This is a genomic window from Nonlabens sp. (assembly GCF_039941875.1).
Lineage (GTDB): Bacteria > Bacteroidota > Bacteroidia > Flavobacteriales > Flavobacteriaceae > Nonlabens.
This window is the reverse complement of record NZ_JBDVDQ010000016.1, coordinates 182,346-198,010: the sequence shown is the minus strand read 5'-3', so window position 1 is coordinate 198,010 and position 15,665 is coordinate 182,346. Positions and strand designations below refer to the sequence as shown.

14 protein-coding genes and 1 tRNA gene are annotated in these 15,665 nt (G+C 34.3%); 6 read left to right on the top strand and 9 right to left on the bottom strand.

Going from position 1 to position 15,665, the window contains the following annotated elements; all coding sequences use genetic code 11:
* Positions 1–248: 248 nt before the first annotated feature.
* Positions 249–1,778, bottom strand: coding sequence for an outer membrane protein transport protein (locus ABJF08_RS10860; protein WP_348116230.1), 1,530 nt, complete (start codon positions 1,776–1,778; stop codon positions 249–251).
* A gap of 18 nt (positions 1,779–1,796) precedes the next feature.
* The gene (locus ABJF08_RS10855; protein ID WP_348116229.1) at positions 1,797–2,903 is read right to left on the bottom strand and encodes a hypothetical protein; all 1,107 of its coding nucleotides are present in this window, start codon (positions 2,901–2,903) and stop codon (positions 1,797–1,799) included.
* A 108-nt stretch (positions 2,904–3,011) separates the two neighbouring features.
* Between ABJF08_RS10855 and proS the strand changes: the two genes are divergently transcribed.
* The 3 genes from proS (at position 3,012) to rpsT (ending at position 4,953) form a co-directional block, all read left to right on the top strand.
* Positions 3,012–4,490 (top strand): proline--tRNA ligase, encoded by a 1,479-nt coding sequence (proS, locus tag ABJF08_RS10850; protein WP_348116227.1) that lies wholly within the window; start codon positions 3,012–3,014, stop codon positions 4,488–4,490.
* Between the two features lie 95 nt (positions 4,491–4,585).
* Positions 4,586–4,657, top strand: a tRNA-Glu gene (locus ABJF08_RS10845).
* A 41-nt stretch (positions 4,658–4,698) separates the two neighbouring features.
* Positions 4,699–4,953 carry a 30S ribosomal protein S20 gene (gene rpsT / locus ABJF08_RS10840; RefSeq protein ID WP_104516026.1) on the top strand — a complete coding sequence of 85 codons (255 nt, stop codon included), beginning with the start codon at positions 4,699–4,701 and terminating at the stop codon, positions 4,951–4,953.
* A gap of 498 nt (positions 4,954–5,451) precedes the next feature.
* Here the strand turns inward: rpsT and ABJF08_RS10835 are convergent, their stop codons facing one another.
* From ABJF08_RS10835 to ABJF08_RS10815, 5 genes are all read right to left on the bottom strand, one after another.
* A complete protein-coding gene (locus ABJF08_RS10835) occupies positions 5,452–6,516 on the bottom strand; it encodes a hypothetical protein (RefSeq protein WP_348116225.1) in 1,065 nt (354 codons plus the stop codon).
* A gap of 75 nt (positions 6,517–6,591) precedes the next feature.
* Entirely contained in the window at positions 6,592–7,353 is a 762-nt protein-coding gene (locus ABJF08_RS10830) for a hypothetical protein (RefSeq protein ID WP_348116223.1), read from the bottom strand.
* A complete protein-coding gene (locus tag ABJF08_RS10825) occupies positions 7,343–7,903 on the bottom strand; it encodes an RNA polymerase sigma factor (protein ID WP_348116221.1) in 561 nt (186 codons plus the stop codon). Before ABJF08_RS10825 ends, ABJF08_RS10830 begins: the two co-directional genes overlap by 11 nt.
* A gap of 182 nt (positions 7,904–8,085) precedes the next feature.
* Entirely contained in the window at positions 8,086–8,976 is an 891-nt protein-coding gene (gene era, locus ABJF08_RS10820; protein ID WP_348116220.1) for a GTPase Era, read from the bottom strand.
* A 52-nt stretch (positions 8,977–9,028) separates the two neighbouring features.
* The gene (locus tag ABJF08_RS10815; protein ID WP_348116219.1) at positions 9,029–9,661 is read right to left on the bottom strand and encodes a hypothetical protein; all 633 of its coding nucleotides are present in this window, start codon (positions 9,659–9,661) and stop codon (positions 9,029–9,031) included.
* A gap of 215 nt (positions 9,662–9,876) precedes the next feature.
* Here ABJF08_RS10815 and ABJF08_RS10810 point away from each other — a divergent pair, with 215 nt between their 5' ends.
* Positions 9,877–10,797 (top strand): mechanosensitive ion channel, encoded by a 921-nt coding sequence (locus tag ABJF08_RS10810; RefSeq protein ID WP_348116218.1) that lies wholly within the window; start codon positions 9,877–9,879, stop codon positions 10,795–10,797.
* 83 nt (positions 10,798–10,880) lie between these two features.
* Here the strand turns inward: ABJF08_RS10810 and ABJF08_RS10805 are convergent, their stop codons facing one another.
* Positions 10,881–11,354: a nuclear transport factor 2 family protein gene (locus ABJF08_RS10805; protein WP_348116217.1), complete on the bottom strand. Its 474-nt coding sequence runs from the start codon at positions 11,352–11,354 to the stop codon at positions 10,881–10,883.
* A 49-nt stretch (positions 11,355–11,403) separates the two neighbouring features.
* Positions 11,404–13,314, bottom strand: a complete 1,911-nt coding sequence (gene acs, locus ABJF08_RS10800) for an acetate--CoA ligase (protein WP_348116216.1) — start codon at positions 13,312–13,314, stop codon at positions 11,404–11,406.
* A 137-nt stretch (positions 13,315–13,451) separates the two neighbouring features.
* Between acs and ABJF08_RS10795 the strand changes: the two genes are divergently transcribed.
* Both ABJF08_RS10795 and ABJF08_RS10790 read left to right on the top strand, forming a co-directional pair.
* Entirely contained in the window at positions 13,452–14,276 is an 825-nt protein-coding gene (locus tag ABJF08_RS10795) for a hypothetical protein (RefSeq protein ID WP_348116215.1), read from the top strand.
* A 279-nt stretch (positions 14,277–14,555) separates the two neighbouring features.
* Positions 14,556–15,416 (top strand): OmpA family protein, encoded by an 861-nt coding sequence (locus ABJF08_RS10790; protein WP_348116214.1) that lies wholly within the window; start codon positions 14,556–14,558, stop codon positions 15,414–15,416.
* Positions 15,417–15,665: the final 249 nt, after the last annotated feature.

The following is a 15,665-nucleotide window of genomic DNA, read 5'->3' as shown; positions in this document are numbered from 1 at the left end:
GTTATAATCTTACTTATGTATGAGTTTCAATAATCTTCAAGGACATGCTTGTCTTTGTATTGTAATAATCTAATGCGTGTTTTGCTTCCACTGTGGACTGAATAAGATATTGTGATAAGTTGCTATATATCAGGATAATCTTAACTTTTGTAAATACGGTACTACTTGTCATAAATGCATAAAAAAAGCACCTACTTTATAGTAGGTGCTATATGTATGAATCTGCTCTATGAAAAGCGAGATGTATTTTATAAATTAAACCCTAAGGTCACTACAATATTATCAAGCTCGTTAAGAACACCAGCTGTAGTGTCTAGACCGCTATCAAATAATTGCTGGCTGTAATCTCTTTCAGAATGGTCGTAAGAAATGTCTAAAATAGTTTTACCCCATGAGTACCCAAGGCCTAAACTATAACCTGTAAGATTGTCCATAATGGCTTTATTATCATAAGGAGACTCTTCTATGCGATATCCACCTCTTAGCGTCCAGTTAGCTATACGGTATTCGCCACCTATTCTTACACTAGATGCTCTAGAAAGATTGTTATCAATAAAGGCATTGTTATTTACGAATAGATCGCTGTCATCAGGGCTAAATTTAAGCTGACTGTAATCTCTAGAAGTGTAATCGAGACTTAATAATCCTTTTTTACCAAATATATATGCAATACTACCGGTAACACTTCCTGGTGATCTTAATTCATACGGAGCAAATACGTTTAGTACATTAGGTGATACTGTTGCTCTTGTGCCATCACTACTTATGGTGGTGATTTCTTGAATCTGTGTTTCTTCTATAGTATACCACGTAGGTGATTCATAAGTAGCACCTATTCTTATATTGTTAGTTACTTTACCTATCAATCCTAGTTGAAAAGAAAATCCGTTTCCTTCGGTAGAGAGACGGTTGTCAAATCTTACATCAGTCACGGTAGCGTCTGCATTAGAATTTCTTTCTTCTATACTTGTAAACCTTTCTGAACTTATAATGTGAGAGTTGAGGTTGATACCTAGATTCCATTTTTTATTCAATTCTAGAGCTCCGTTAAAACTTAATTTACTGTTGTAACCAGTTGTCTCTACTAGGTAATCTTGATCAAAACTACCTGTTCCAGTTGCACTTGTGTAAACTGTATTGGTTAGATCTGTGTTTCCGTTAGGACTGTCCGTGGTAGAGTTAATTAAAAAAGACTCATAGCCCAAGAATCCTTGTTGTGCGCCGAATCCTAAATCTTGTCCTAAAAATCGATACAGATCACTTGTTGTTTCACCTTCAGCAGTTCTAACAGTAAAATTGTCTACTTCTATACCAGAAGCATTATTTAAGAAATATCTTGAAACCGAAATAGGGCTTCTTCCGACAACACTTAATGAATTATCGAAATTTCTAGTCGTATCGTAGTTAAGACTCATCGCAAATTTAGTCACCGTTCTATTCTCAGGCGTTTGAAAAACTAATACACCACCAGCCTGATTTATGTCTATGTCAGATTCATCAGAAAATGCTGTTGTTCCAAAATAATTTGAAGTGTTATCACTACCAGTAAAATTTAAAGAAACACCTGCGTAATTATTTGCAAATACTACGGAACTTGCAGGATTAGATCCTATGGCACTAAGGTCGCCACCTAAAGCACCAAAAGCACCACTCAGGCCTCTGTAACGAGCTGTTCCTTTTAAATCCTGACCTGTATAAAGCAATCCATCGCTTACGGTCTGGGCATTACTAAAAAACGCGCTAGCAAATAGCGCGCTTAAAATTAAAATATTTTTCATGTTTTAAATGTTTGAATATTAACCTCTTCTACCAGAAGATCTACCACTTGATCTAGAACCGCTTGAAGATCTTGAGCTAGAGCTAGATGATCTTGCTCCACTAGATGAACGGCTAGAAGATCCTGAAGATCTCATTGTTCCTCTGTTACTTCTCGAAGATCCAGAAGATCTTACTGTGCCAGTAGAGCTTCTCGTAGGGGTAGTTCTTCTTACTGTAGAAGATGATCTACGTGTTGTAGTACTTCTTCTTGTAGTTGTAGATCTGGTATTACTAGCTCTAGTAGAACGGTTTCTCCTAGTAGTAGCGCTTCTAGAGTTGTTACTGCTTCTAGTGGTGGCAGTAGAGCGACCACTTGTGTTATTGCTTCTTCCGTAAGTGGCGCTTCTTCCATTATAAGTAGAACGGCCTCTTGAATTTAATAATTGTCCTCTTGATCCTCTACTAGAATTTTGATAAGCATATCCACTTACATTATTGCGTCTGTAGTTTCTGTAGTATCTATTATATCCGTTACCAAAGTAGCTTCCGTAATAACCTCCATAGTAATTGCCGTAAAACCCATTATACCCATAGTTATTCCATCCATAACCAAATCTATTACCGTAAAAGCCTCCATAACCAAAGTTGTTCCAACCAAAACTATTGAAACCGTAAAAACCACCATTCCAACCCCAGTTGTTGTATCCAAAACCGTTCCCGTAAAAACCATTTCCATAACCGAATCCATTATTCCAGCCATTGTTATAATAATTAACAGTAACCTCTGAAGGGTTAGTACCCCATCCAGGCTCACCACCGCCATAACTAGCAGTATAGTCTGGATTAGATTCGTCATAACTGCTTGATGAGTAATCTTCTACATTTGTAAAAACTGCTTCTTCAGAAAAATTATTTCCATGACTATCAGCACCTTCTTGAAATAAAGATTCATAATAGGCAGATGAATTATCCTCATATCCTACTGGTTCAGGATTTTCTGTAGTAGTATTGTAATTATTATCACCATAAATTCCATCATTGTATGAAACACTTTGGTAAGAACCGCAAGATGTGACTACTGCAGCTAGTAAAATCAGTGCTGCTATGTTGTAAAAAGCAGTATTTCTTAAGTTAAGTTTTTTCATGACGTATTTATTTGATAGCATTTGATAAAAATAAGTAGTTTTGTCAAGCATAAAAAGCAATTAACAAACTTCTAATAATAGCACAAGTTTTGTGCCAAAACAAATATTATGGGCAAAAACCTTACGACTCGTAGCGAAGACTACTCCAAATGGTATAATGAACTTGTTGTTCAAGCAGATCTAGCAGAAAATAGCGCCGTAAGAGGTTGTATGGTAATTAAGCCGTATGGTTATGCTATTTGGGAGAAAATGCAAGCAGAATTAGATCGTATGTTTAAAGAAACAGGCCATCAAAATGCTTATTTCCCATTATTAGTTCCGAAAAGTCTTTTTGAAGCCGAGGAGAAAAATGCTGAAGGATTTGCTAAGGAATGTGCTGTTGTAACACATTATCGACTAGAGAACGATCCTGATAATCCAGGGAAATTAAGAGTAGATCCTAATGCAAAGCTAGAAGAAGAACTTGTAGTAAGACCTACTAGTGAGGCTATCATCTGGAACACATATAAAGGGTGGATTCAATCGTATAGAGATTTGCCGTTGCTAATTAATCAGTGGGCAAATGTCATGAGATGGGAGATGAGGACTAGATTGTTTCTCCGTACTGCTGAGTTTTTATGGCAAGAAGGTCATACAGCTCATGCAACAAAAAAAGAAGCTATTGCTGAGGCAGAACAAATGAATAACATCTATGCTGACTTTGCAGAAAACTTTATGGCTATTCCAGTTATTAAAGGATTGAAAACAGAAAGTGAACGTTTTGCTGGAGCAGATGAAACTTATTGTATAGAAGCTTTAATGCAAGATGGTAAAGCTCTACAGGCTGGTACAAGTCATTTCTTAGGTCAGAATTTTGCTAAAGCGTTTGATGTTAAGTTTACTTCTAAGGAAGGAAAGCAAGAACACGTTTGGGCAACATCATGGGGTGTATCCACTAGATTAATGGGTGCTCTTATTATGACACATAGTGATGATCAAGGATTAGTTTTGCCTCCTAACTTAGCACCTAATCAGGTGGTGATTGTTCCTATTTTTAAAAATGAAGAACAATTAGAAGCTATTTCAGAGGTAGTAAACGGTATTGTTAAAGAGTTAAGATCTTTAGGCGTAACGGTTAAATTTGATTCTAGAGATACTTTAAGGCCTGGAGCAAAATTTGCACAACATGAGTTACAAGGTGTTCCTCTAAGAATAGCTATAGGTTCTAGAGATTTAGAAAACGGTACAGTAGAGTTAGCTCGTAGAGATACATTATCTAAGGAAACTACTTCTATAGATGGAATCGCTACTAAAGTTAAAGACTTATTAGCCGAAATACAGCAAGCACTTCATGATAAGGCAATGAATTATAGAGACTCTCATATTACTGAGGTAAATAGTTTTGATGAGTTTAAAGAGGTTCTAGAAACTAAAGGTGGATTTATTTCTGCACACTGGGATGGAACTATGGAGACAGAGGATAAAATAAAAGATCTTACTAAGGCAACTATTAGATGTATACCTTTAGATGCTGTAGAAGAGCCTGGAGAGTGCGTGTTTACTGGGGAGAAGTCTAATAAAAGAGTGCTTTTTGCAAAGGCGTATTAATTAAAATGAAAAAAAAAATGATTTTTTTTCATTTTTCTATTGCGCAATTAAAAAAAGGGACTATCTTTGCAACCGCTTAAACGAGCAAACGCAATGGCCCGTTCGTCTATCGGCTAGGACGCATGGTTTTCATCCATGTAAGAGGGGTTCGATTCCCCTACGGGCTACAAATTAAATCGATCTATAAAAGGATCAAGTTTTACAAGATATGGCAAATCACAAAAGTGCTTTAAAAAGAATTCGTAGAAATGAAGTAGCTAGACTTAGAAATAAGTATCAGCACAAAACTACGCGTAATGCAATCAAAGCATTAAAAGAAACAGAAGATAAGACAGCTGCTCAAAAGCTTCTTACAGAAGTAACTTCTATGCTTGATAAGTTAGCTAAGAATAACGTTATACATGCTAACAAAGCAGGTAATCTTAAGTCTAAGCTTACAAAGCAAGTGAATGCTATGGCTTAATTGTAAAGCAACATCATTATCTAAAAGCCTTTCAGTTTTCTGAAAGGTTTTTTTTTATGTCTTATTTTATGGTTTAACTTTATGAAAGTTCCGCTTTCGCGAAAGCAGAACTGATAACCATCTATGAGGATATTTCTATACAGTGATTGATGGTATCAAAACGACGCTCTTTTATATTTTAAATAATATGATTTAGCCTTTCTTGATATCACAACGTAGAGTGAAAGTTTAAAACTAAAGTTCTGTCGTAGTCTTTCTTCTTCTTCTTCTTCTTCTTTACAGCAAGGTTGATACTAGTACTAAAATATCAGTTGATTATGGTAACAGTAGATCTTCTTCTATAAATTCAACAAAGAATGAGCCAGCAGTTGAAAGTAAGCGTTACGTATAGTGACGCTTAATAATAGGTAGAGATGTATTTGAAATTTAATATGTTTTAAACTAAAAATAGCCCTTACGATTTAACGCAAGGACTTTACTGGCTAGATTAAAAAAAATCTATTGGAATCGTATACCGAAACTCACATACTGCGCATCTACAGATCCGGATTTAAACACATCATTTAAATTCATACGACCGAACAAGGAGATGGAACCTTTACTAACATAGGCATCAAGTCCGTAAACAAAAGGATTAGTGTCAAAAGCATTTGTAGTTTCCTGTCGTACCGTTCTTCCGTCTTGCTTAAATTTATAATTCAAAGTTGAGGAAACATTAAATCCTGCAAATCCACCTAATCCGAATTCCCAATTGTCGTAATAATCAAATCTTACACGACCATCTTCATAGTCTTTACGATTACTTCCTCCTATTACTAAGTGAAATGGAGCTACAAATTGTAGTTGAGTGAATTGAGCCTTTTTAACATCAAAACCTATAGGTTCGATGTTTGTGTTAGAACCGCCGATGGTAACTGCTCTGTTGCCATTTAATTCGGTAGAATGAAAGATCATATCTAGTCCATACTGCACTCTTAATAAACCTTTGTCTTTATTTAATCGTGTAGAAAATTGAAGACCTACCTGAAAAAAATTATTGTTTTTATAACTAAAATCATTAATTCCTATTTCATCACCTTTCCAGTAATTGTATCCAAATCCCGTTATAAGATTAAAATCTGTTCGGTGATATTTTTTATACTTTCTATTGCGCTTGTTAAAAATCTTTACCTCGTAGTCTATAGGGTTTAGTTCTACCCATTGGCCGCTTTTTTCTACTACATTTCTTGCTCTCATGTAGTCTATTTTAGCTTCCATTAATTGTTGGTATGCAATGATACCTTGAGCTGCATTTTCGGCAGCTTCTTTTTTCTGTATTTTAGCTTCTCCGTTAGATATTTCATTTTTATCTAATAGTTTATTTATTTCTTCAATTTTATTTTTAAGCTTTTCTTTTTGCTTTTCTTCATGTTCAATCGCTTGTTCTCTCATTTTAAGTATTTCGGCGTCCAGTCTCTTTTCAATGGGAACATAATTTTCATTTGCGTTTTCTTGAGCATAAGAGATGGAGGTCGTGATAATCATGAGTATCACTGTGATGAATAATAGTTGATTTGTTTTCATAATAGTGGTTTTTAGATATAAGTGTGGCTGTCCGTTGTTTAAAACAGCTGTTTTTTAAATTTTAAAAAGGGATTATTATTTCTTACTAATAAGTGTAAGAGCTTCGTTTTTAAGTTTGCCTAGTTGGTTAAAGATGGCGTTGTTAACTTTATTGCGTTTATCTGCCTCTAGATCCCATTCACTTTCTCGCACCAGTTGGTCTATATTGTATTCTTTAGTTGCAATTACTGTCTTGGGAGTATTTTGCATCGCTTCATTTAAAAGCAATTCCATTTCTTCTTCGGCAGTAAGTTTCTTAGGTGTTATTTGTGCTATAGGATTTGATAATAAAGGATTGATGCTACTGTCTTCAATGGTGGAATTTGTTCTTATTTCCTTTATATTAGATTCTTTAGTTATTGACTGCGTATTTTCACTTGGTTTAGAAACGCTAGCAACTAGAGAAGATCTTTTTTGTTTTCTTTTTTCTGACTCAGTAGTAGGGGTAGTGTTGTTGATTACACTTTTCACTGGAGAGTTCTCTGTATTTTCTTCAAGATTCAGTTTGCTTTCTATAGCTAGCTCGTTATTCTTAAAGTTAGTTTCATTAATAGAATTTACATCTTCTAAAACTATCGTGTTTTCATTACTGTCAGGAGTTGACGTGTTGCCATTAAAAAACGGATATAAAACCAATCCTAAAATTAAGATAGCCGCAATAACACTGAGATAAAAAATGACTGGTCTTTTATTTTTCTTTTCTTCTTGATCTAATCGTGATGCAAGTTGATCCCAGGCGCTAGCGCTAGGTTCTATCTCGCGATTATTAAAAGAATTCTTTATATTATTAAGCTTCATAGCGTTGCTTTCTTATTTGTTGTACTTCTACCTGCAGCATTAATCTTGCTTTGCGGTATTGTGTTTTGCTGGTGTTTTCACTTATGTTTAAAGTCTGTGCGATCTCTTTATGTTTAAAACCATCAATGGCATACATTATAAAAACGCTCTTATATCCATGAGGAAGGTTATCTACACATTCTTGTATAAGGTCTAGAGGTAGGTTAGATTCTTCTTCGTTATTATCTTCACAACCTATTTTTTCTTCATCGATCTCGTCCTTAAATTTAAATGGATCTTTCTTTCTCAAGTGATCGATACACTCTCTAACCATAATCCTACGCACCCAGCCTTCAAAGCTGCCTTCGTGAGAAAAGCTGTCTAATTTTGTAAAGATTTTGAAAAAGCCATTTAACATGATTTCTTCAGCAGTCTCCACTTGCGAGATATACTGACGGCACACACTCAGCATCTTAGGTGCGTGTTTATCAAAAAGATGCTTTTGGGACTTTCTGTCTCCTCGAGCAGCTTTTTGAATCAGCTTTTTCTCGTTGGTATATAGTTGGATCACTTTCACAATTTACATGCTTTCTACTTATAAAGACGAGAGTGTTTTAAAAAGGTTGTCTAAGAGTTGGAACTTTTTTATTATTTTGTTGGAATTCCGCTTTCGCGAAAGCGGAACAAGACAAAAAAATCCCTCACAACTACTGCTGTAAGGGATTTATTAATGAGATTGTAAAGTGTGATTGTTTATTTATTATCACCTTTATATCCAAAACGTCTCAACTGTTTCTCGTTGCTACGCCAGTTTTTATTCACTTTTACATACAACTCGATATGTACTTGTTTACCGAAGAATTTCTGTAAATCTTTTCTAGCCTCAGTACCTACACGTTTAATAGCAGTCCCTTTATGGCCGATGATGATTCCTTTCTGTGTCTCGCGTTCTACCATGATTACAGAGCGTATTCTGATGATTTTTTCATCTTCAAAAAACTCTTCTGTATCAATTTCTACAGAATAAGGAATTTCCTTTTTATAGTGAATCAAGATTTTCTCTCTGATGCTCTCATTAACAAAGAAGCGTTCTGGTTTATCAGTTAAAGCGTCTTTAGGGTAAAATGCTGGAGAAGCAGGAAGTGTTTCTACAATGCGAGTAAGTAATTCTGGAACACCAAAGTTTTTTAATGCACTGATGGCAAAAATCTCTGCATTGGGTAGTCTTTCTTTCCAGTGTTCTAAAGCAGCAGCGAGTGATTCTGGGTCTCCTTGATCTATTTTGTTAATAATAACAAACACAGGAACCTCAGCAAAGGTGAGTCTTTTTTCAAAAGCCTCATTTTTTAATTCTTTTTCGCCCAGTTCTACCATATAAAGAATACAATCAGCATCTTCAAAAGCATTTTTTACAAACTCCATCATACTCTCCTGAAGTTTATATGCTGGTTTTATAATACCTGGTGTATCACTAATTACGGCCTGAAAATCTTCTCCATTTACAATACCTAAAATACGGTGACGTGTGGTCTGTGCTTTTGATGTGATAATAGATAGACGTTCACCTACCAGTGAATTCATTAACGTACTTTTACCTACGTTAGGGTTACCTACTATGTTTACAAATCCTGCTTTATGTTCCATTTTGCAAAGATAGTCTTTAGGGAATTATAGATGATTTTAAAGCTGGTGTTTTTTAGTGTTCTAGATTTTCTATTAATTCTCTTAAGAATTGATTTTCTGTCTGTAAGGCGTCATTTTGAAGGGTTGTTATTTTTGCGATAGAAGCAATAGCTGGATACCCTTTAAAATGATAGTCTAGGTAAGAGATTTCTTTTCCTTCATGATTATTTACAGTTGCAGTAGTAAAATGTTGTTGCATTAGTTTTTCTGCCTTCGGATAAAAGAAAAGTTGGTCTTGTGTAGTCGTGTTGAAATCAGTTAATGCATTCATTAATTTATCGCCTGTTGCAGCTGGTGTACCGTCTTTATTAAATAATAAGTCATTTAAGTTTTTACTCATTTTTGAATAATCTTCTTTTTCACCTATATAGTCATGAATGGTATTGATCACCTCTTTTAGCTGGCTATCCAGCGTAGTAACCTTATCATGAAATTCTAAAGACTGACTGTAGATTTGAGCAAATTTATCTGGTTGTGCCATCGCTTTATTTTCGATTTGTGACATTAACGATAGGTTAGATGCTAATAAAGTGTCATTCTCTAATAGCTGATTTTCACTTATGGTGGAGAATGATTCTAAAACCTCTTTGTTTTTACAAGAGAAGAAAGATAAAGATATGATAAGAGTAATTATAATGTTTTTCATGTGATAAAGATACAAGTTATTAAAAAGTGAGAGTGCAATATCTAGCTATCTAGGTTAGTAAAATATTATAGGAAAGAATGATTATTGCGGTTTTCTTATTTAAAAGTTAAATAAATGTAATAATAATTACAAAAACGATCTTAAAAATGATATAAAGTAGTTAAACCATGTTAATAGATATGGGTTAGTTTTATTATAGTGCTAGATTTGAATCTATGATATTATTACAACAGACCGAAGAAGCAGCAAAGAATTTACCAGAATTAAAAGATAGCGGTGCCTTAATATGGGGACAGTTAACAGGCTGGTACAATTCTTTTGTACGATTGCTACCTAATTTAGGAATTGCAATCATTGTACTTATAATTTCTTATTTTATTTCTAAATATGTAGATAAAGGAGTACGCAAACTTTTAGGCAACAAGGCACAAAAAAGTGTAAAAAGACTTGCAGGTAAAGCGGTAGCAATTATCGTTGTATTAGGAGGTATTTTTATAGCTATGAGTGTATTGCAGTTAAATGATGCGGTACAAGGTATAATTGCTGGTGCTGGTATTTCTGGACTGGTTATAGGTCTCGCGTTGCAAGGATCTTTGTCCAATATTATAAGTGGTATTGTGCTTTCATTCCGTAAGCAAGTTAAAGTAGGTGACTGGATAGAAACTACAGATTTTTCTGGTGAGGTTATGGAAATACAGTTAGATAAATTTATGATCAAACAGGCAGATAATAATCTAGTTATTATTCCTAATAAAACGATTATAGATAATCCCATGAAAAACTGGACACTTACACCGCGTATGAGAATAACTCTCGAGTGTGGAGTAGGTTATGAAAGTGATTTAGAGGCAGTGAAAAAACTAGCTACAGATACTATAGATGGCATGTTTAAACAACAAGGCAATGAAGAGGTAGAGTTTTTCTATAATGAATTTGGTGATAGTAGCATCAACTTTATGTTGCGTTTTTGGGTAGATGCAAAAAAAGCTAAACAAAAGCATATTGCTTTAAGTGATGCTGTAATAGGTATTAAGAAAGCATTTGATAAAGATGGTATTAACATACCGTTCCCGATAAGAACGTTAGAGTTTAATAATAATTTACAAATGAAAGATGTTACAGATATAAAACAATAATGATTTTTTAAAATATTTAAAAGCCCCAAGAGTTGAATCTCTTGGGGCTTTTTGGTTTTTAAAATTTTGTTTAAAGTACACTTTTAATTTTTAGTATTGCGAGTAGAATGCATAAGTTCTAACTGCCAAATACTATCTTTTTTTACAGCAACTACACTTTCTAACCAGCTCAGATTTCTCTCCATGGAGTCCTTTGTTATAGTAGCATAGTTGTGATAAGCCAGCCATATTTTATTACCATCTTGCTTTGCACTTATACGCTCAAAGTTGTTGATACGTTTAGAACCATTGTCTCTCATTGCAGCCATTTTACACCAGTTAGCAATCGTATCATTATTCCATACTTCTCCATGTTCTAATAGTAGAAAATCATCTGTATGATATTTTGAAATAACTTCTGCTTTATGGTCTGACCATATGTCGTCAAATATATTCTGTATTAAAACTTCTACCTCTTCCACATCTTGTGAACTAGAAATAGATGTATCGTTAGTTTTAATTTGAACGCAGCTAGATATAAATATAGCGATGATTATAGCTGTAAAGATTTTTCTCATAATTTATGTTTTGCTCTATAACAGGATCCATGTTTAAATGGCGAGTGATTTATTTAACCAGACAGCCTTCAATTAAACTCTCTACTACTTCTGGATTTATTAAAGTAGAAATATCACCTAATTGATCCGATTCTTGATGTGCAATTTTCCTTAAAATGCGTCGCATAATCTTACCACTACGTGTTTTAGGAAGTCCCACAGTAAACTGTATGAGGTCTAATTTTGCAATAGGACCTATTCTAGAAGTAATCATATCGTTGATCTCTTTGTAAAGATTTTCTTGATTCCTTTTTTCACCTGTCTCTTTTAAGGTGATATAACCATAAAGAGCATTTCCTTTAACATCGTGTGGGTAACCTACTATAGCACTTTCTGCAACAGCTGGATGTTCATTTATAGCATCTTCTATAGGAGCGGTACCTAGATTATGACCACTTACTATAATCACGTCATCTACGCGACCAGTGATTCTATAATAACCTACCGCATCTCTTAAAGCACCATCACCAGTAAAATACATATTATCATATGCGCTGAAGTAGGTCTCTCTATAACGGTTATGATCACCATATATAGTACGTGCCATAGATGGCCATGGAAATTTAATACACAATTTACCTTCTACTTGGTTTCCTTTAATCTCTTCACGATTATCATCCATTAATGCTAGTTGTACACCAGGTAATGGTAATGTTGCAAATGTTGGGATAGTAGGAGTAGAGTAGGGAATAGGGCTTATCATGATACCTCCAGTTTCTGTCTGGAACCATGTGTCGGCTATAGGACTTTTTTTCTTCCCTATATTTTCATTATACCAGTGCCATGCTTCTTCATTAATAGGTTCTCCTACGGTACCTAAAACTTTAAGTGAGCTCAAATCATATTGAGAGGTGAATTCTATTTTTTCTTTGGCTAGTGCTCTTATTGCTGTAGGAGCTGTATAAAACTGAGTTACCTTATGTTTTTCTACTATATTCCAGAACCTACCATAATCTGGGTAAGAAGGTACTCCTTCAAACATTACAGAAGTTGCACCATTACATAATGGTCCATATACTATATAACTGTGCCCAGTTATCCAGCCTATATCTGCCGTACACCAGTAAACATCATTTTCTCTATATTGAAATACATTCTTAAAAGTATAAGCAGTGTACACCATATAGCCTGCCGTAGTATGTAACATACCTTTAGGTCTACCGGTAGATCCTGAAGTGTAGAGAATAAAAAGAGGATCTTCGGCTTCCATAATCTCTACTGGACAGTCTGCACTAGCGTTTTCTAGTAAAGGAGCGATCCATTGGTCACGTCCTTCCTTCATATTAACATCATTATTAGTTCTGTTAACCACAAGTACCGTGTCAACATCACAATTTTCCAACGCTTTATCCACTAGTGATTTAAGATCTAGTACTTTCTTACCGCGATAACTACCATCACTACATATAACTAGTTTACAATCACAATCGTTAATACGCGATGCTATTGCGGTTGCACTAAATCCAGCAAATATTACCGAGTGTACAGCGCCTATTCTCGCACACGCTAGTAATGCGACCGTTAATTCTGGTATCATCGGTAGATAAATACATACTCTATCTCCCTTTTGAACACCTTGAGATTTTAAAACATTTGCAAATTTACATACGCGTTCATGCAACTCCGTATAAGTGATGTGTTGTGCAGGTTCGTTAGGATCATTTGGTTCAAAGAGAATAGCAGTTTTATTACCGCGAGTAGTTAGATGTCTGTCTAGACAGTTTTCTGTTATATTAAGTTGTGCGCCATCATACCATTTTACGATAGGTGTATTAAAATCCCATTCTAGAACTTTGTCCCATCGCTTGCGCCATAAAAAATGTTCTTCAGCCACTTCTTCCCAAAAATGTTCTGGGTGCCTCACCGATTTTCTATATACCTGCCAGTATTCTTCTAAATGTTTTATGTGATAATTACTCATAACTTTGAATTTTGGATGATTAAAAATATAGAAAATAATTCTCGATTTAGTTTTTTATAACAGTATATTAATATTCTATGTGAAAATTAATCTATGCATAGAATTAGAATTACTTTTGTAATCTCAAAATATACATAGTGAATAACCTAGTCCGTATTTTATTTTTATTAACTGTAGTTGGTAGCGTTAATGCTCAAGATTCTTTAAAAACTAATAACTCACGAGTTAAAAAAGGTGACTTTTATGTATACTGGGGTTGGAACCTTTCTGGTTACAGTGATAGTGATATCACTTTTAAAGGAGATGGATATGATTTTACTCTAGATAATGTCCAAGCATACGACAGGCAAAGTGATTTTGACCCTGGTAAATATTTAAACCCTGAATCTATTACGATACCTCAATATAACTTTAGGATAGGGTACTACGTGAGAGAGAATTATAGTATTTCCTTAGGTATAGATCATATGAAATATGTGGTTGCAGAGAACCAGACGGTTAATATTAACGGTTTTATCAACGATACCAATTCCTTATATAATGGTGTATATAATAATGAGGCTATAGTTTTAGAACCTACTTTCTTAACCTTTGAACACACAGATGGTTTAAATTATGTGAATGTTGGATTAAGACGTCACGACGATCTTTTTCAATACAGAAATTTTGAATTGAATACTTTATTCGGTTTAGAAACAGGAGTTTTAGTTCCTAAAACTAATACCAGACTATTAGACAAACAACGTTACGATCAGTTTCATGTTTCTGGGTATGGTGTTAATGCGGTAGGTGGTATACAGTTGACCTTTTTAAAATATTTCTTTGTACAAAGTGAATTAAAAGGTGGTTATATCAATTTGCCAGATGTTAGAACTACTATGGATGAGGCAGATTCTGCTAGTCAGAGTTTCTGGTTCTATCAGGTAAATATGGTTTTCGGTGCTAGATTTAAGGTGTTTTAGATTTATTTCTGTTTCGCTTTCGCGAAAGCGGATTTACTAAAAATATATTCTTGTTAAAAAGAGTATTATTATATAAAAAAGTAAGTGTTTCTATAAATTATCTTAACAAGTCATAATTTTTTAACATAACTAAAAACATTATTTTTATTTGTAAGTATCTGTTTATCAGTTCTATTAACATAATGCTTACACTCTTTAACAAAAGCATAGGATATTAAAAAGACTGTGGTGAAAAGTAGTTCCGTTACTTAGCCGCAACAAATAATCAAATATCCTATTATGAAAAAGTCAAACTTAATCCTCGCAGTAACTGCTGCAACTATTCTTGCGAGTTGTGTATCAAAAAAGAAATACACAGAATTAGAAGCTAATTACAACAACACAAGATCTGAACTACAAAAAACGCAAGTAGAAAAAGAAGATCTAGAAGGTAAAATGGCGCAAATAGAAATGCGTGTAGAACGATACAATACAAAAATCGCTTCTCTTAAAACAGAAAAAGATGGTATGATGGTGAGCACTCCTAACGGAGAACTGGTACTGTCTGAGAATAATAAAAATGCGATGCGCAAGACTCTTAAAGATGTTCCTGCTTCAAAACTAGCTGGTGCAACAACTTTAAAAGATTCTTTAAATATTGCTATTGCTCATAATATCTCAAAAAACATAGGGGCACAAGACAGTGATGATTTAAAAGTTTCTATCGAAGAAACTGTAGTGATGATTAACATAGATGACGACCTTCTTTTTAAGGATAGTAGTTATAGAGTAGGTAATGACGCAGATGATATTCTTGCACGTATCGCAAATGTTGTGAAGTCAGAACCATCTCTTGAGGTACTAGTAGAAGGACATACAGATAGCCGTACGGTAAAAGGTGGTAGTTATATTAAAGATAACTGGGATTTAAGTACTGAAAGAAGTGCTGCTATTGTTAGAAGATTAGAGAAGAAATTTGGTGTTGCTCCAGATCAATTAATAGTTGCCGGTAGAGCAAGTTATGATCCTATAGTAGCAAATGATAATAAAGAGAACATGGCAAAAAACCGTAGAACTCAAATTATCATCATGCCTAATCTTGATAAGTTCTTTGCTATGTTAGGTAATGATGTTGCCGTACTAAGTGAAAACGAAAAATAAGAAGTGATTCTTTATGAATAAGTTAAGTCCCAATCGACATAGTAGATTGGGACTTTTTTATGCAATAGATTTTAATAGACCTTTAAAATACGAACTAGCCCGCGTTGTTTATTTAAGCTAGAGCTACGTGCATGTTTTATTAATGCAATTCTTTCACAGTCTTTAAAAAGTTATTATAGCGGTAATGCTGATTCTATTTGAGCTTTATTTCTCAATCTAAAGCATTAAAAAAGGCTCTCTAATTAATTT